This window comes from Streptomyces griseus (assembly GCF_900460065.1).
In the GTDB taxonomy this organism is placed as follows: Bacteria; Actinomycetota; Actinomycetes; order Streptomycetales; family Streptomycetaceae; genus Streptomyces; species Streptomyces griseus.
This window is the reverse complement of the sequence record NZ_UAVD01000029.1, coordinates 67,185-83,767: the sequence shown is the minus strand read 5'-3', so window position 1 is coordinate 83,767 and position 16,583 is coordinate 67,185. Positions and strand designations below refer to the sequence as shown.

Annotated in this window: 15 protein-coding genes and 1 tRNA gene; 7 read left to right on the top strand and 9 right to left on the bottom strand. The window is 70.4% G+C overall.

Going from position 1 to position 16,583, the window contains the following annotated elements; translation table 11 throughout:
* Positions 1–22: 22 nt before the first annotated feature.
* Positions 23–1,618 carry a phospholipase A2 gene (locus DTB53_RS20305; RefSeq protein ID WP_234345267.1) on the bottom strand — a complete coding sequence of 532 codons (1,596 nt, stop codon included), beginning with the start codon at positions 1,616–1,618 and terminating at the stop codon, positions 23–25.
* A 733-nt stretch (positions 1,619–2,351) separates the two neighbouring features.
* Here DTB53_RS20305 and DTB53_RS20300 point away from each other — a divergent pair.
* Entirely contained in the window at positions 2,352–3,071 is a 720-nt protein-coding gene (locus DTB53_RS20300; protein ID WP_012378175.1) for a hypothetical protein, read from the top strand.
* Positions 3,072–3,358: 287 nt separating this feature from the next.
* Here the strand turns inward: DTB53_RS20300 and DTB53_RS20295 are convergent.
* Positions 3,359–3,432, bottom strand: a tRNA-Pro gene (locus tag DTB53_RS20295).
* 127 nt (positions 3,433–3,559) lie between these two features.
* On the opposite strand from DTB53_RS20295, the gene DTB53_RS20290 reads away from it, so the two are divergent.
* Complete coding sequence (locus DTB53_RS20290) at positions 3,560–4,270, top strand: thiamine pyrophosphate-binding protein (RefSeq protein ID WP_012378176.1); 711 nt, start codon at positions 3,560–3,562, stop codon at positions 4,268–4,270.
* Between the two features lie 79 nt (positions 4,271–4,349).
* Positions 4,350–5,252: a transketolase family protein gene (locus tag DTB53_RS20285; RefSeq protein ID WP_012378177.1), complete on the top strand. Its 903-nt coding sequence runs from the start codon at positions 4,350–4,352 to the stop codon at positions 5,250–5,252.
* A gap of 75 nt (positions 5,253–5,327) precedes the next feature.
* On the opposite strand, the gene DTB53_RS20280 is transcribed toward DTB53_RS20285, so the two are convergent.
* Complete coding sequence (locus DTB53_RS20280) at positions 5,328–5,735, bottom strand: MmcQ/YjbR family DNA-binding protein (protein WP_012378178.1); 408 nt, start codon at positions 5,733–5,735, stop codon at positions 5,328–5,330.
* Between the two features lie 222 nt (positions 5,736–5,957).
* Between DTB53_RS20280 and DTB53_RS20275 the strand changes: the two genes are divergently transcribed.
* The 3 genes from DTB53_RS20275 (at position 5,958) to DTB53_RS20265 (ending at position 10,892) form a co-directional block, all read left to right on the top strand.
* The gene (locus DTB53_RS20275) at positions 5,958–9,458 is read left to right on the top strand and encodes a ThuA domain-containing protein (RefSeq protein WP_012378179.1); all 3,501 of its coding nucleotides are present in this window, start codon (positions 5,958–5,960) and stop codon (positions 9,456–9,458) included.
* Between the two features lie 8 nt (positions 9,459–9,466).
* A complete protein-coding gene (locus DTB53_RS20270) occupies positions 9,467–10,339 on the top strand; it encodes a sugar phosphate isomerase/epimerase family protein (RefSeq protein WP_042495613.1) in 873 nt (290 codons plus the stop codon).
* A gap of 220 nt (positions 10,340–10,559) precedes the next feature.
* Positions 10,560–10,892, top strand: coding sequence for a hypothetical protein (locus DTB53_RS20265; RefSeq protein WP_236586415.1), 333 nt, complete (start codon positions 10,560–10,562; stop codon positions 10,890–10,892).
* 93 nt (positions 10,893–10,985) lie between these two features.
* Here DTB53_RS20265 and DTB53_RS20260 read toward each other — a convergent pair whose 3' ends face one another.
* From DTB53_RS20260 to DTB53_RS20250, 3 genes are read right to left on the bottom strand one after another with little or no spacing between them, the layout of a single operon-like run.
* A complete protein-coding gene (locus DTB53_RS20260) occupies positions 10,986–11,816 on the bottom strand; it encodes an ABC transporter ATP-binding protein (protein WP_003964813.1) in 831 nt (276 codons plus the stop codon).
* A complete protein-coding gene (locus DTB53_RS20255; protein WP_012378182.1) occupies positions 11,813–12,835 on the bottom strand; it encodes an ABC transporter substrate-binding protein in 1,023 nt (340 codons plus the stop codon). Before DTB53_RS20255 ends, DTB53_RS20260 begins: the two co-directional genes overlap by 4 nt.
* Positions 12,836–12,862: 27 nt before the next feature.
* Entirely contained in the window at positions 12,863–13,726 is an 864-nt protein-coding gene (locus tag DTB53_RS20250) for an ABC transporter permease (protein WP_012378183.1), read from the bottom strand.
* Positions 13,727–13,982: 256 nt separating this feature from the next.
* Between DTB53_RS20250 and DTB53_RS20245 the strand changes: the two genes are divergently transcribed.
* Entirely contained in the window at positions 13,983–15,005 is a 1,023-nt protein-coding gene (locus DTB53_RS20245) for a LacI family DNA-binding transcriptional regulator (RefSeq protein ID WP_012378184.1), read from the top strand.
* Positions 15,006–15,027: 22 nt separating this feature from the next.
* On the opposite strand, the gene DTB53_RS20240 is transcribed toward DTB53_RS20245, so the two are convergent.
* Genes DTB53_RS20240 through DTB53_RS20230 form a run of 3 tightly spaced genes read right to left on the bottom strand, consistent with a single transcriptional unit; the run spans position 15,028 to position 16,581 of the window.
* Entirely contained in the window at positions 15,028–15,612 is a 585-nt protein-coding gene (locus tag DTB53_RS20240; RefSeq protein WP_003964817.1) for a GAF domain-containing protein, read from the bottom strand.
* The gene (locus tag DTB53_RS20235; protein ID WP_003964818.1) at positions 15,609–16,232 is read right to left on the bottom strand and encodes a GTP-binding protein; all 624 of its coding nucleotides are present in this window, start codon (positions 16,230–16,232) and stop codon (positions 15,609–15,611) included. The genes DTB53_RS20240 and DTB53_RS20235 overlap by 4 nt, the downstream gene beginning before the upstream one ends.
* Positions 16,210–16,581 (bottom strand): DUF742 domain-containing protein, encoded by a 372-nt coding sequence (locus DTB53_RS20230; protein WP_012378185.1) that lies wholly within the window; start codon positions 16,579–16,581, stop codon positions 16,210–16,212. The genes DTB53_RS20235 and DTB53_RS20230 overlap by 23 nt, the downstream gene beginning before the upstream one ends.
* Positions 16,582–16,583: the final 2 nt, after the last annotated feature.

Sequence of the window (16,583 nt, the reverse complement as noted above, 5' to 3'; positions counted from 1 at the left end):
GCCGACTCGCTCACCTGAAGGGTCAGGTGGCGTTGGCGCCGTTCTTCGGACGACCGAAGTAGAAGACGGCCAGGTAGTACGTGTACGCCGTGGCCCGGCAGGACTTCTTGTTGCTGTACCGGGGGCAGGTGTAGCTGTACAACGTGTTGTAGAACGTCACGTCGGCCTGAACGCCCTTGCCCTTGTCCAGGTACCACTTGTAGCCCTTGTAGGCGTTCCCGATCGTGCCGTACCCGTAGTCGTGCATGTCGCACGCCGGAACGAAGTTCCAGTTGTTCGGCTTGTCCTTGGCAGAGGTGCAGTGATCGTGGTTGACACCCACCACGTAGTGCCCCGTCGGCGTCACCTTCCAGTACGGGTTGCGCCACCCGTAGTGAGCGACCTTCGTCGCACAGCCACTCGCCGTGTACCACATCCACTCGTACGCGTTGTTGCACCACGACGGTTTGGCACTGGGTTCGTTGATCTCACCGGACTCGAAGTCGGACGCCGCCGGAACAACCCCGTCCTGCTGCTGGATCGAAGGTGCACCCGCCATCGCGGTGCCGGCGACCGGAACCGTTCCGGTCGTCTCCGTCGCCGTCGCCTGGGCGGTCTCCGCACCGAAGTTCAGATCCCACTTCGCGCCACCGTCCGTGGTCGCGGTGTCGAGCCGGTTCAACCCGTCATAGGTGTACGCGTTCAGCTCGTCACCCGCCGCCGGGTTCTCCGCCTTCTTCAGCAGCCCCGCGGTGTCGTAGCTGTAGCGGGCCAGCGTCTGCGTGGTCGTACCGACCGTGAGAGCGATGTCCTTCACCAGACCACTGACTTCACCCGGCACCGAGGAGGTCGCGGTGGTCGCGGTGGAGTAGTTCACCTTCAGCGTCTGCGCCGGAGCGTCGGTGCCACGCGCCGGTTCCTTCACCTGCGAGACGCGGCCCTGCGCGTCATAGGTGACGGTCGACGGCTTGTACGCGTGGTTGCCCACCGACGTCACTCGCCAGGTGTCCCCACTGCCGGACACCTGCTTGTAGACGTAGGTCGGCTTCAGGTCAGCGGCCGGAATGGGCGCGCCGGACGCATCCACGGGAACGTCGTCCCCGGTGGTGCTGGTGGCGAGGTCGACTTCCACGGTCTCGGTGACGGTGGTCTTCAGCGACCCGGACAGGTCGTCGAAGACGATGGACTCCACGAGCTTGGACCCGTCAACGGCCCGGTAGGTGCTGACGCTGCCACCGTTGGGGCCGGCGATGGAATCGGTGAGGTCGTAGCGGGTGGAGGCACCCGACGCCAGGTCCCGCACGGTGATCGCACCACTGGAGGAGGCGAGGGTGCGGTTGAGCTGTCCGCCGAGGAACTCGGCCTCCCATGCCGTGCCGAACACGTCCAGGTCCGCACGCGCAGAAGGCGCCTGCTGAACGCCGGCGGCGCCGGAGCCCTGCCCGTTCACGGCATGTGAGCGACCCATCAGACCGACGGGGACATCGTTCTCGGTGACGGTGTACGTGTCGATGGCGGACTCGTACAGGCCGGGGCCGATGCTGGTGACCGTGCCGTCAGCCAGAGGTGCGCTGGGCGTGGTTTCGGCGACGGCGGGTGACTGCGGCAGCAGCATGGCCAGGGAAACCGCTGCTATCACAGGAAGCGCGAATTTGCGCACTGTGTTCCCTTCGCTCAAGTTGACCAACTCTGATCAACAATCCGGGAACTTATGCGATCCGAACATGTGTCTGCAAGACCATAAAACTGGAACCGACTCCTCCATTCATCGGTGTTGTCGAGACCCCGAGGAATACCCGGGATTCGTGAATCGGCCTCGGGTGACCGGCGAAAAAAGGATGCCTGGCCGAATGGGCCCGGGACGGCCGTCGAGCCCCTCTCCGTCAGCCTTGGAGAAGGCTTCCCGCTTCGGCGGGTGAGCCCTGGAGAGCACCGACAGGAGACCCCCCGTCATGAGCGGCGGCAAGCCCGCCCGATCCGACCCGGACAGCACCTTCCCGAGGGAAAATCCCAGGTCAGGTGCAGTAAGGCTCCGCGGACATCAGCCGGCTTCCGCAACCTGGCCATCAGCGCGATCCCCCTCGCCGGACGAGCCGGCATCGCCCGCACCCGCCGCGGCCCGCTCCACCGCGGGACGCTTGCGCCGTCTACGACATCTAACCAGCCATCGTGAAATCGGCCAGAGCGTCACCACACCGGAGCCGTTCCCGGAGAACCATGACGGCTTCGCCAACGAACTTGTCGAAATCAAGCCATCGCAACGAGACCGAGAATAATCGGCCCACAGATCTGGACGACTATTTCCGGCCTGTGATCAAGCCATGAGTACGCATACTCATGCGCCCAGGTGGGCGTGTGGCGAAGATTCATCCATGCCATCGATTCGCTTCACCGCGTCCGTCGTCATAGCGGCTGCGGGCTCCCTCGCCCTGACCGCCTGCGGCACCCAGACAGCCTCGTCCGCATCCTCCGCCGCCCCGGTCGGCTCCCAGGTCTCCGCCGCACCCGCCCTGCAGCCCACCGAGAAGCAGTTCCTCGACACCCTCAACGAGTTCGCGCGCCAGTGCTCCCCCGACGCCCCCAGCGACAACGGCGCCGCACCGGACCCCGGGACACTGCCCGGCGGCATCCCCAGCGGCGCGGCCCCCCGCACCGAAAAGCCCGCGGGGACACCCGACGCGAACGGCGACATCCCCATCCCCGTCGATGAGTCAGGTGAGATGCCCGACAAGCCCATGCGGTCCGGCCCGCCGCAGGAAGTCGAACTCGACGCGATCGAGAAGTGCGCCGCCGCCAAGCACGCCGAGCGCCTGACCACCGAAGCCGCCGGAGAGCCGCACACCACCTACAGCGCACTTCAGCAGACCATCGTCGCCGCCGGATACCGCACCGACCGCATCCACGAGATGCCCGACCTCGGCGGCGACCCGCGCGCACGAGTGGACCTTCGGTTCATGGGCTCCGGCCTGGTGGTGGAGGTCATCGGCACCGGAACGGGCGTGATCGCGGAACCCTTCGGCGCCCCCGTCGACGAGAGCGTGTCCGTGACCGAGGTGAGGCGGAAGCCGAACCTGGACGCACCGTCCTCCTGAACCGCGAGCGCACCGCCCCGGGCCCGGTGGAGACTCGATTCCGCGCAGGGGTCGAACCATGGCACGCAAGGCTTCGGCGCGGTCGTGTGACAACGGCCCCCGGGGCGGCGCTCCCGGCCCTCTTCAACGCGCTGCGCGCACCATGCTCGCTGCGGAGCCCCGCCCCCATGACGCGCCGACCCCGTCCAGGGCGCCGGGCCTCCGGCTGGTCCCCGACCGGTCCCCGAAATGATCAGGGCCGGTTACGGATTGCTCCGTAACCGGCCCTGATCAACGACTGTCTCCAGTCGGGACGACAGGATTTGAACCTGCGACCCCTTGACCCCCAGTCAAGTGCGCTACCAAGCTGCGCCACGTCCCGATGCCCGTCTGACCTGGGGTTTCCCCTGGCTGAACGCGCATGAGAACAATACCGCACTCCAGCAGGTGGTCACCAACGCCATTCCGCGCTTGACCTCAACCACGGTTGATGTTGAACGCTCGGTGTCATGACGAACACGACCGCCGCGACGGCACGCGGACCTCGCGCATTCCCCGACCTCGCCCGCCTGATCGCCCTGATGACCGGCGCGGAGAAGCACGCGCCCGCCGCCCATTCCACGCTCGACGCCCTGTGGGTGCTCTACGACAGGGTGCTCCGCGTCACACCGGAGACGGTCGACGCCCCCGAGCGGGACCGCTTCCTGCTCTCCAAGGGGCACGGGCCCATGGCGTACTACGCCGTCCTCGCCGCGCACGGATTCTTCGACGAGGAGCTGCTGCCCGGCTTCGGGGCGTACGACTCACCGCTCGGCCACCACCCGGACCGGATGCTGGTGCCGGGGGCGGAGATCGGCAGCGGGTCCCTGGGGCACGGGCTGCCGCTCGCCGTCGGCACCGTGCTCGGGCTGCGCGCCCAGGGTCTCACCGACCCCCGGGTGTGGGTCCTGATCGGCGACGCCGAGCTGGACGAGGGCAGCAATCACGAGGCCATCGCCCACGCGGGCCCGGCCGGGCTCGAACAGCTGCACACGCTGGTGATCGACAACGCCTCCGCCACCCACGGCTGGCCCGGCGGGATCGCCTCCCGCTTCGCGTCCGCCGGGTGGGCGGCGGTGACCGTGGACGGTCGCGACCACGAGGCCCTGCACGCGGCGTTCACCACACCCCACCCGGGCAGGCCGCTGGCCGTCGTCGCCCGCGTCGAACCCAAGAGCTGAGCGCCGCCCCGCCCCACCCCGAACGACCACCACCGCACCGCTGCCGCCACCGCACCGGAGCCCCCGGAAGGGACCCCTCATGGACACCATGCGTGACCGATTCATCAGCACCGCCTCGCGACTCCTGGACGAGGAGCCCCGGCTGGCCGTCGTGCTCGCCGATATCAGCGCCGACGGCTTCGCCCCCGCTCTGCGCGCCCATCCGGACCGGGTGATCAACGTCGGAATCCGGGAACAGCTGCTGGTCGGGGCAGGTGCGGGAATGGCCCTGACCGGAATGCGGCCGATCGTGCACACCTTCGCCAGCTTCCTGGTCGAGCGGCCCTTCGAGCAGGTCAAGCTGGACTTCGGGCACCAGGGGGTCGGCGGGATCCTGGTGAGCGCCGGCGGCTCGTACGACTGGCCCGCCGGGGGCTTCACGCACATGTCCCCCGGTGACGTGGCCCTCCTCGACACGCTCGACGGCTGGACCGTACACGTGCCGGGCCATCCGGACGAGGCCGAGGCCCTGCTGCGGGAGTCCGTCGCCGGCGACGACCGGGTGTACGTACGCCTCTCGCTCCAGGCGAACCGGGAGGCGCTGCCGGTGAGCGGCTCCGCGGGGTTCGCCGTGGTGCGCGAGGGGCGGCGCGGGACCGTGATCGCGGTCGGCCCGATGCTCGACGACGTCCTCGCCGCCACCGAGGGACTGGACGTCACCGTGCTGTACGCGACGACCGTGCGGCCGTTCGACGCGGCGGGGGTGCGCCGGGCCGCCGCCGCGGCCACGACCGCGGACGTGGTGATCGTGGAGCCGTATCTGGCGGGCACCTCCACGGCCGCCGCGGGCGAAGCGCTGATCGACCTGCCCCACCGGGTGCTCGGGCTGGGAGTGGGCCGCGCCGAGCTGCGTCGGTACGGGCAGATGGAGGAGCACCTCGCGGCGCACGGCCTGGACCCGCGGGGGCTGCGGCAGCGGATCGGCGGATTCCTGCGCCCCTGATCCGCGCAGGCCGCGGGCCCGGCCCGCCGCCCCCTCGGCCCCCACCGGACACCCGCCGCGCTCGCCCTCCGCCCCTCACCTCTCCTCCTCCGGCCCTCCCCCGCCCGCTCCGGCCTCCGGCACGTCCGGTTCCGGGTGCGCCGCCACCAGTCGGCGGGGGGCGACCTGCCGCCAGGAGTCGGCGAGGATGGCGGCCAGCTCGTCCGCGTCCTCCAGGGCGGACAGCCGGACGCGCATCCAGGCGTAGTGGTCGTCGTGCCCCTCGCGGACGAAGAACTTCTCCGGCTCGGCGGCGATCAGCTCGGCGCGATCCTCCCGCGGGCACTTCACGCCCATCGCCGTCCCGTCGTCGCCGAGCGAGGCGAAGATCTTGCCCGCCACCCGGAAGGTGGGCTGCCCCCAGGCGAGCTTCTCCGTGGTGTCGGGCAGGGACAGAGCGGCCGAGCGGACATCGGCGGCGGTGATCGCGGCGTCGGCGGTCATCCCGGGCCTCCGTTTCGAGGGGTGCCGGCGGCTTCTCGCCGGGATTCGACCGTAACGCCCGGCACTGACATCCACGCGCGACCCGGCCCCGCGCCCCGACGGGCACGGTGGGCCCCGCAGACCCATTGACCCCGTCGGAACACTGAACCTACTCTGAACGGCGTACTTCAGAAAGCGCTTTCTACACCCCACAGTCGGCATCTACCGCACAGGGAGCGCCCCATGAGACGCCGTTCGTCACGCCGGGCCGGCCGCGTCGGCCGACCCCCCGGCGGCCCCTCCCCCCTCATCGCCGTCACCTCGCTTCTGGCGCTGGTCCTCGCCCTGCTGGTGGCGTCGCCGACCGGCGCGCAGGCTGCGGCCTCGTACCGGGTGCTCGTCTACTCCGAGGTCACCAACTCCGACCACCCCTCGATCCCGGCCGGCATCGAGGCGGTGCGGAAGCTCGGGGCCGAGCACGACTTCGAGGTGGAGGCCACCGCCGACTCCTCGGTCTTCAACGACGCCGACCTCGGCCGCTTCCAGGCCGTCGTCTTCAACAACACCAACTCCACACCGGAGACGGGTGACTTGCTGAACGCGGAGGAGCGGGCCGCTCTCCAGCGGTACATCCGGGCCGGCGGCGGCTGGGTCGGCCTGCACTCCGCGTCCGCCAGCGAACGCGACTGGGAGTGGTACGAAGGGCTCGTCGGCGCGATCTTCGACAAGCACCCCGCCCCGCAGACCGGCCGGGTCAAGGTCCTCGACCACACCCACCCCTCGACCGAGCACCTTCCCGACCTCTGGGAGCGCCAGGAGGAGTGGTACAACTGGCGCGCCAATCCCACGTCCACGGTGCACACCCTCGCCCAGATCAAGGTGCGCGACGGGATCGACGGGCTGGACGAGGGCGTGGACCACCCGTTCTCCTGGTGCCAGAACTACGACGGCGGCCGGTCCTGGTTCACGGCGGGCGGGCATGACAAGGCGGCCTTCCAGGAGGAGGCGTTCGTCCAGCACCTGCTCGGCGGCATCCAGTGGGCGGCCGGCGTGGCGGAGGGCGACTGCACCGCGACACGCACCGGTTCGTTCCAGCGGACCCCGCTGGCCACGAGTGATCTGGCCGACCCGTTCGAGCTGGCCGTCGCACCCGACCGCCGGGTGTTCTTCGCCCAGCGGACCGGGAAGCTGAAGGTGATCGACCAGGAGACGATGAAGGTCTCCACCGCGCTGGACTTCGCGTACACCCCGGAGATGACCAGCCAGTCGGACGGGCTGCTGGGCCTGACGCTCGACCCCGGCTTCGCCGAGAACAACTGGCTGTACCTGCTCTACTCCGACAAGGTCGAGAAGCGGCTGAACCTGTCGCGTTTCACCGCGGACGGCGACACCGTCGACCCGGCGTCCGAGAAGCGGCTGCTGACCGTTCCGACGCTGCGCGGTGAGGGCCGGGCCAACTCCCACATGGCCGGTTCGCTCGCCTTCGACAAGGACGGCAACCTGTACGCGGCGACCGGCGACAACACCGACCCGTTCGCCTCGGACGGCTTCACCCCGATCGACGAGGGCGCGGGCCGCCGGGCCTGGGACGCGCAGATGACCGCCGGCAACACCAACGACCTCCGCGGGAAGATCCTGCGGATCACCCCCGAGGACGACGGCACGTACTCCGTTCCCGAGGGCAACCTCTTCGCCCCGGGTACGGAGAGGACACGGCCCGAGATCTACGCGATGGGCATGCGCAACCCGTTCCGGATCACCACCGACCCGATCAGCGGGGCCCTGATGGTCGCGGACTACGGCCCCGACGCCCGCGAGGCGAAGGCGGACCGGGGGCCGGAGGGCACGGTCGAGTACACCCGTATCACCGAGGCGGGCAACTTCGGCTGGCCGTACTGCATCGGGAACAACACCCCGTTCAACGACTACGACTTCGCGACGAAGACGTCCGGTCCCCGGTTCGACTGCTCGGCGCTGGTCAACGACTCGCCGAACAACACCGGCCTGCGGGAGCTGCCGCCGGCCCAGCCCGCCACGGTCTGGTACGCCTACTCCGCCTCGGCCGAGTTCCCCGAGGTGGGCACCGGCGGGGGCGGGCCGATGGGCGGTCCGGTCTACGACTACGACCCGGACAACACCTACCGGACCAAGTTCCCGGAGTACTTCGAGGGGAAGGCGTTCAACTACGAGCTGACCCGCCGCTGGTTCAAGACGTTCTCCTACCAGCGCGAGGACCAGAGCTTCACCGACCCCCGGTTCGACCCCGTGCAGGCGGGCGACCTCCAGTCGATCAACGGCATCTTCGAGGACATGGAGTGGAACCAGCCCTTCGACGCGGACTTCGGTCCTGACGGAGCGATGTACGTCATCGACTTCGGCCTCGGCAGCGGAACCGGGCGGGGCGGCAGCAACGAGGGCGCCGGGATCTACCGGATCGACTACGTCGGCGACGGCCGGCTGCCCGACGCCAAGATCTCCGTCGACCGGGACAGCGGGACGGATCCGCTGACCGTGAGGTTCTCCAGCGCGGGCTCGGGCCTGCCGGGCGACCAACCGGTCACCTTCGCCTGGGACTTCGACGGCGACGGCACCACGGACTCGACCGAGGCCGATCCCACGCACACGTACACCGCCAAAGGACTGCACACCGCGCGGCTGACCGTGACCGGCCCCGGCGAACTGACGGCGCTCGCGGTGCAGGACATCACCGTGGGCAACACCAGGCCCGAGGTGACGATCCAACAGCCTCCGGACGGAGGGATGTTCAGCTTCGGGGACACGATCCCGTTCACGGTGAAGGTGACCGACGCGGAGGACGGCGGGAGTGGTCGGATCGACTGCTCGCGGGTCGTGGTGCAGTCGCAGCTCGGCCATGACACCCATCTGCATCCCCTGGACAACTACACCGGCTGCACGGGCGAGATCATCACGGACGCCGGGGACAGCCATGGCCCGGGGCAGAACCTCTACTACGGGATCACCGCACAGTACGAGGACCGGGGCGCGCCCGACGCCCCGGCGCTGACCGGGTCCACCTCGCTGACCCTGCGGACCTCCTTCCGCGAGGCCGAGCACCGTACGGCGACGGGCGGGGCGAACGGCGGCGCGGAGACCGGAAGCCGGGCCGACGCCTCCGGCGGCAAGCGGCTGACCGAGATCGAGGCCGGCGACTGGATCGCCTTCGAACCGGTGAACCTCAAGGGCGTCGAGTCCGTGACGGTGGGCGCGTCCTCCGGCGGTCTCGGCGGCACGGTGGAATTCCGGGCCGGCTCCCCCACCGGCGCCCTGTTGGGCTCGGTGAGCATCCCGAACACCGGCGGTTGGGAGAAGCTGGTCTCTCCGACGACGAAGCTCAAAGACCCGGGCGGCACGACCACGCTGTACGCCGTGTTCACCCACCCGGACTGGGCTCCCGGCAAGGCCGATCTGCTCTCGGTCGACTGGCTGCACTTCAACGGTCCGGGCGTCGAGAAGAAGGCCGGGACCACGGTGAGGGTGAAGGCCGGTCCCGTGTCCGGCACCGCTCCCCTCGCCGTGTCGCTCAGCAGCACGGTCACACCGGCCAAGGGCCGCACGATCGCCTCGTACCACTGGGACTTCGGCGACAACGTGAAGCCGTCCGGGCCCGAGGGTGCGACGGCGAAGCACACCTACGAGCGCGGGGGCGCCTACACCGCGCGGCTGACGGTCACCGACGACAAGGGCGACACGAGCACCGGCGCCGTCCGCATCGACGTGAAGTGAGGAGCCCCATGGGAACGATGCCCACGAACGGAGCCCGACGAGCTTTCCTCGGTGCGGCGTTGGGGGCGGTGGCCGCCGTCGGGATCGGCGCGGCCCCGGCCGCCGCGGCCGGGCGGCGGGGCTGCCGGCGCATCCCTCCGTCGGGGATCGGCATGCACCTGTACACGATGCGGACGCCGCTCGCGGCGGACTTCGCGGGGACGCTGGAGCAGCTCGCGGAGATCGGGTACGCGACGGTCGGCGTCAGCGGCCGGCACGGCAACTCCCCCGCCGCGATCAGGCGGATGCTGGACCGGAACCGGCTCAAGGCCGTGCTGGAGCACGTCGGCTACGACATCGTCACCGGCTCCGGGCTGCCGCGGGCGCTGGAGGACGTGCACACCCTGGGCGGCCGGTGGATCGTGGTGCCGAGCCTGCCGGGTTCGCTGCACTCACCGGACGGATACCGGGAGGTGGCCCGGCAGTTCAACCGGGCGGGCCTGGCCGCCCGGGAGTCCGGGCTGAAGCTGCTGTACCACAATCACGGCGGCGACCACGAGGTGGTGGACGGCCACAGCCTGTACGACATCCTGCTCGACGAGACGGATCCGGAGCTGGTCGGCTTCGAGCTGGACCTCTACTGGGCGGCCAAGGGCGGCTCGTCCGACCCGGGGGAACTGTTCCTCCGGCACCGGGACCGGTTCCCCGCGCTCCACGTGAAGGACATGGCGCCGAACGGGGACTTCGCTGACGTCGGGTCGGGGATCCTGGACTTCCCGGCCATGTTCGACACCGCGCGGCAGGGCGGGGTGAAGCAGTGGCTGGTGGAGCACGACGCCCCGGCCGACCCGTTCGCCTCGGCGCGGGCCAGTTACCGCTATCTGTCCCGGCTGCGCTACTGAGCGAAGGCGCCGGCGGTCCGGCCCCGGGTGCGGTACCGCGCCCGGGGCCGGACCGCCGTCCGGCCCCGGGCGGAGCCGCGGCGCCTCACGGAGTGGCACGGGTGGCACTATGGGCCCACCTACCGAACGGGGTGCGGTCACGGTGAAGTGCGCGACGGTCCATTGGTCGACCACCTGCGACGGATGCGGGGCGGCCACGCGCTGTTCGGGAACGCAGGCCGTGGTGGACGACCGGCTGCGCTGGGACGAGGAGCACCAGTGCTCCCGCTGCGGGGAGACGACGCTGGTGTGCGACGGCACCCTCCCCGAGCCGCTGCGCGGCCGGATGCTCGCCGAGCACGGTGTCTTCCGGCTGTCCGTGCCGGACCGCCCGGTCCGGTCGCTTCCCGCCCTCCGTGTTCTGCGGTCGCACGGCGGTCGGACGCTCGCCGAAGCCCGGGCGGCGCTGGAACTGATACTCGACGGCGGACATCTCGGCACTGGGCCCGAGATCGAACTGCTGGCGAGCGAGTTGCGGGCGGCGGGCATCGCCGCCGTGACCGTACGGTCGTAGTCCGCACCGCGCGCCGACAACACGACCGTGCCGGGCAGCGGGCCTGCCCGGCACGTACCTTCCGCCGCTTCCCGCCCCCTCGGGGCGCACCCCTCAGTCCTGAGCGGACACCGCGCCCAGCAGATCCCGGATGTGCGCCGCCGCGGCGCGGAACTCCGGGCGGCCCAGCGTCTCGCTGTAGTCGCGCTCGGCGGGCAGGCCCACCTCGATGACCTCCGTGACGGTGCCGGGGCGCGGGCTCATCACCACGACCCGGTCGGCCAGGTAGACGGCTTCCGAGATGGAGTGGGTGACCAGCAGGACCGTGGTGCCGGTGGTCCGCCAGATCCGGTTCAGCTCGGTGTTCATCTGCTCGCGGGTGAGGGCGTCGAGCGCGCCGAACGGCTCGTCCATCAGGAGGACCGGCGGCTCGTGGAGCAACGCCCGGCAGAGTGCGACGCGTTGTTGCATTCCGCCGGAGAGTTCGTGCGGATGGGCGTCCTCGAATCCGGTCAGCCCGGTCATCCGGATCAGCTCGTCGGCCCTGGCGCGCGCCACGGTCGGCTCCAGGCGGCGGATCTCCGCCTGGAGCAGGATGTTGCGCAGCGCCGAGCGCCATTCCAGCAGGGCCGCGCGCTGGAAGACGTAACCGATGTCGTGCCGGGGTCCGGTGACGCGCTCGCCGCCGAGCAGGACCTCCCCCGAGGAGGCCGTGAGCAGACCGGCCACCAGCTTGAGAAGGGTGGACTTGCCGCATCCCGACGGTCCGACGATGGCGATGAACTCCCCCGGCGCCACGTCCAGCGACACGTCGTCGATCGCGGTGACGTCGCGCTTCTTGCTGCGGAAGCGGACCGACACGTCCGCGAGCCGGACCGCCGCCGAGGGGGCCGCCCCGGTGGCCTGCGCGGTACGCGGTGTCGTCTGCTGCTTCTGCATCGTCATCCCTTCAGCGCCTTGTCGGTGTCCCAGTACTCCGCCACGGCCTTCGGCTTCGTGACCATGCCCGCCTCGGCGAACACGTCGATGGTCTGCTGCCAGTCCGCCTCGGTGTTGACGCCGGGCGCCTTGCCCTCGGTGGCGGCCGTGTGCAGCAGGGTCAGCGTCGTGGCGAACTGCTCGGACAGCACGGCCTTCGGCGGCAGTTGCTCGGAGGCTCCCTCCATCGCCGCCACGGCCGGCTCGGGCGCCTTCGCGGCGGCCGCCCACGCCTCGCTGACCGCCTTCACCATGCGCTCCGCCACCTCCGGCTTCGCGCCGAGGAGTTTCTGCCCGGCGAGCAGCCCGTTGGAGTAGAAGTTCAGCCCGTGCTCGGAGAACCGGATGTAGGAGACCGGCTTCCCGGCCTTGTCCTGCATGATCGGGCCCTGGTCGCTCGCGTAGCCGAGCAGCCCGTCGGTCTTCCCCGAGATCACCGCGGCGATCTTGCCCGCCGGGTCGGTGTTCTGGACGCTGACGTCCGACTCCCCCATGCCGTTCTTCTTCAGGAAGATCGGGAACGTCTTGGACAGCGCGTCCCCGGCCGTGCCCGCGATGGTCCGCCCCTTGAGGTCGGCGGGTCCTTCGATGCCCTCGGCGTCGAAGGACTGCACGGAGGCGGGAGTGGTCTGGAGGAAGACGCCGAGACTCTTCACCCGGACGCCCTGGTCGACACCGGCGAGCAGGGCCGGGGTGTCGGCCCAGCCGAAGTCGCTCTGCCCGGCGGCCGTGGCCTGGACCGTCTTCTGGGAGCCCTGCCCGGCCCGGATGTCCAGGTCGATGCCGTGCTTCTCGAAGATCTTCTGCTGCTTGCCGTAGTAGAACGGCGCGTGTTCGCCGTACGGATACCAGTTGAGCGTCAGCGTGACCTTGTCGAGCTTCTTGCCCGAGTCACTGGTACTGGTCGACGCGTCCTCGCCGCCGCAGGCGGTGGCGGCCACCAGGGCGAGGGGTACGACACCGATGAGGAGTCTGCGCGCGTGCATGGGCTGGCCCTTCTCGCGACGGGGGTTTCAGAACGTGGTGGTGGCCGAGGACTCACGCCGGCTGGCGTGCCACGGCAGGAGCAGCTTCTCGGCGATCTCGACGACGACGAACAGCACGACGCCGATCAGCGACATCACCAGCAGCCCCGCGAAGAGCATCGGGGTGTCGAGGTTGCCGTTGGCCTGGAGGATGACGTAGCCGAGCCCTTCGTTCGCCCCGACGAACTCACCGACGACCGCACCGGTCACCGCGAGGGTGACGGCCACCTTGAGCCCGGAGAACAGGTGCGGCAGGGAGGCCGGGAACCGGATCTTCACGAAGGTCTGCCAGGGCTTCGCCCCCATGGTGGCGGAGAGCTGGAGCATCTCGGGGTCGACCGCCTTGAGTCCGGTGACCATCGAGATCACCACCGGGAAGAAGGCGATGAGGACGGCGATGAGGATCTTGGGGGCGATGCCGAACCCGAGCCACACCACGAACAGCGGGGCGATGGCGATCTTCGGCACGACCTGGGCGAAAAGCAGGATCGGGTAGAGCGTGCGCTCCACCGTCGAGGAGTAGACCATCACCACCGCGGCGAGCACACCGACGGCGACCGCGATGATGAAGCCGAGGAGCGTCTCGTACGTCGTCACCCAGGTGTGCTGCCAGAGGTAACCGGTTTTGGAGGTCAGGACGTCGAGCGTGGCGCCGGGCGAGGGCACGAGGTAGGGCTCGATCAGCTCGGCGGCGGCGATCACCCACCAGGCCACCAGAGCGGCCAGCAGCAGGGTAAGGGGCCGCCAGCTCTGCTCCGCCGCTCGGGCGAGCCGTTCCCCGGCCGTGGGGCCGTCCCTGCGGGCGACCCCCGCGACATCGGCGGGGCGCTTGGCCAACGCGCTCTGACTCACGGTGAACTCCCTGGACTTCGGGGGCAGTTGTGGAGACCTGCGCAAGGGTGCGATGCTGCGGACCCGCACCGTGAAGGCGCTTTCAGAAAGCGCTTTCTGGTAAGGTGCCGCCACGCTAATGACTGCTCGCTCGCACGGTCAAGAGGTCGTCCCGAAGTTTCGGGGCCCTGCCACCACCGCACCCCTGGGGGTCGAGTTGAGTGAACGGGAAACACCGGTCCATCCCGATACGCGACGCCGGGCCCCCGCCGCCCATGTGACGCTCGACGCCGTCGCGCGCGAGGCGGGCGTCTCGCTCGCCACCGCCTCCCGGGCGCTGAACGGCACCGCCCGGGTCCGCGACGACCTGCGCGGGCGGGTCCGCGCGGCGGCCGATCTCCTCGGCTACATCCCCAACGCCCACGCCCAGGCCCTCGCGAGCCCCGAGGGCAACCGCACGGTCGGGCTGATCTGCCACGACGTCGGCGACCCGTACTTCGCGGGCATCGCCGGCGGAGTGATGCGCGCCGCCGCCGAACAGGACCTGCTGGTGATGCTGGCCTCCACCTTCCGCGAGCCCGCCCGGGAGATCGCGTACGTCTCGATGCTGCGGGCCCAGCGCGCCCGGGCCATCCTGCTGATCGGCTCCGGCTTCCAGGACCGCGCCTGGGAGCGGGCGATGGACGCGGAGCTGGAGCCGTACGTCCGGGCGGGCGGGCGGGTCGCGGTGGTCAGCCGGCACCGGAGCATGCGGGTGGACACCGTGCAGCCGGAGAACCGGGCCGGGGCCGCGGCACTCGCGGCCTCACTGGTGGCGCTGGGCCACCGGGAGTTCGCGGTGCTCAGCGGTCCTCCCGAACTGACCACCGTGGCCGACCGGTTGGCGGGCTTTCGTGAGGGGCTCGCACGGGCGGGCATCACGCTGGAGCGCGTGGTGCGGGGTGCGTTCACCCGGGAGGGCGGACACGCGGCGGCACGACAGCTGCTGGCCTCCGGGGGCTCGCGGCCCACCTGTGTGTTCGCGGTGACCGACGTGATGGCCGTCGGAGCGCTCGCCGCGCTGCGGGAGGCCGGCGTACGTGTTCCCGAGGACATGTCGCTGGCGGGGTTCGACGACATTCCCGTCGTGCGTGAGGTGTCGCCGCCGCTGACCACGGTGGCGCTGCCGCTCACGGAGATGGGCGAGCAGGTCATCGCCCTCGCGTTGCGGACGCCTTCGGGGGCGGGACGCTCCCGGGTGCTGCGGATCGAGGGGAACGTGGTCCTGCGGGGCAGCACCGGTGCGCCGCCCGGGAGTTGAGAACGGCACCGGCTGCGGGGGGTCAGATGGGGTGGTGGCCCTCCCGGTCGTCGATCTGGCGGACGAGCTCATGGGCGAGCGACTTGATGGTGTCGAGCCCGGCCCGCCCCCAGGGGCGCGGCACGGTGTCGACGGCACAGACGGTGCCCAGCGCGATGCCGGTGCGGTCGATCAGCGGCGCCCCGAGGTAGGAGCGGATGCCTATGTCGTCCACCACCGGATTCCCCGCGAAGCGCGGGTAGTCGCAGACGTCGTCCAGGACGAGGGCCTTGCGCCGGACGAGGACGTGCGGGCAGTAGCCGTGGTCGCGGGCCATGTACCGGCTGCTGCGGTTGCTGCCCGCCGCGGCCGAACCGAGCTCCCGGCCACCGCGGTTGCCCGTCGGAGTGTGCAGTCCGGCGAAGAACTGCCGGTTCTCGTCGATGAAGTTGACCATCGAGAAGGGGGAGGCGGTGACTTCGGCCACCTTGTCGGCGAAGGCGTCGAAGTTGTCGTAGGAGGCGTCGGGGCGTTCGCCCAGGTCCAGTCTGCGCAGCCGTTCGGCGCGGGCCGGACCGTGCCGGTCGGTGGGCGTGAGGAGCATCCGGCCGGTGGCGAAGGACGTCACGGGTGGGCTCCGAAGGTCTGCAGCGGTGCGGGCGCCGTGGTGGCGTTGATGAGGTGCTGTACGAGGGTGACGAGGGCGCCCGTGCCGGAGCTCGCGATCCGGGCGTCGCACAGGACGACGGGGACCTCGGGCCCGAGGTCGAGCGCGGCGCGGACCTCGTCCGGCTCGTAGCGGTAGGCGCCGTCGAACTCGTTGACGGCGACGATGAATCCGATGCCGCGCCGTTCGAAGAAGTCCACGGCGGCGAAGCATTCGGCGAGGCGCCGGGTGTCGGCCAGCACCACGGCGCCGAGGGCGCCCTGGGAGAGTTCGTCCCACATGAACCAGAAGCGTTCCTGGCCCGGTGTGCCGAACAGGTAGAGCACGTGCTGCTCGGAGAGGGTGATGCGGCCGAAGTCCATGGCGACGGTGGTGGCCGTCTTGGACTCGACCCCCTCCAGGTTGTCCGTCCCCACACTGACCTGGGTCAGCAGTTCCTCGGTGGACAGCGGGGCGATCTCGCTGACCGCGCCCACGAACGTCGTCTTGCCGACGCCGAATCCACCGGCGACCAGGACCTTGAGTGCCACGGGGAAGAACGCGGAGGTTCGGGTGCGGTCAGAGCTGTCGTCGTAAACCATCGAGTACTGCCTCCAGCAGGGATCGGTCGGTGGGCATGTCGTGGAAAGCGGGGGCGTGCGCGGTGACCGCGCCGCAGGCCACCAGGTCGGAGAGGATGACCTTGGCGACGACCGCGGGCAGCCGGAGGTGCGCGGCGATCTCGGCGACGGACATCGGCCCTTCACACATGCCGAGGGCCACGGCGTGCTCCGGGCCGAGCGGAATGTCCGGCTCGATGCCCGTGGCCATGATCAGGGACAGCAGGTCGAACGCGGTGGACGGCCGGGTGCGGCCGTTGCTGATCGTGTACGGGCGGATCAGCCGGCCGGCCGCGTCGTCGAGCAGGGGCCCGTCCTGCGGGGCCGGCATCC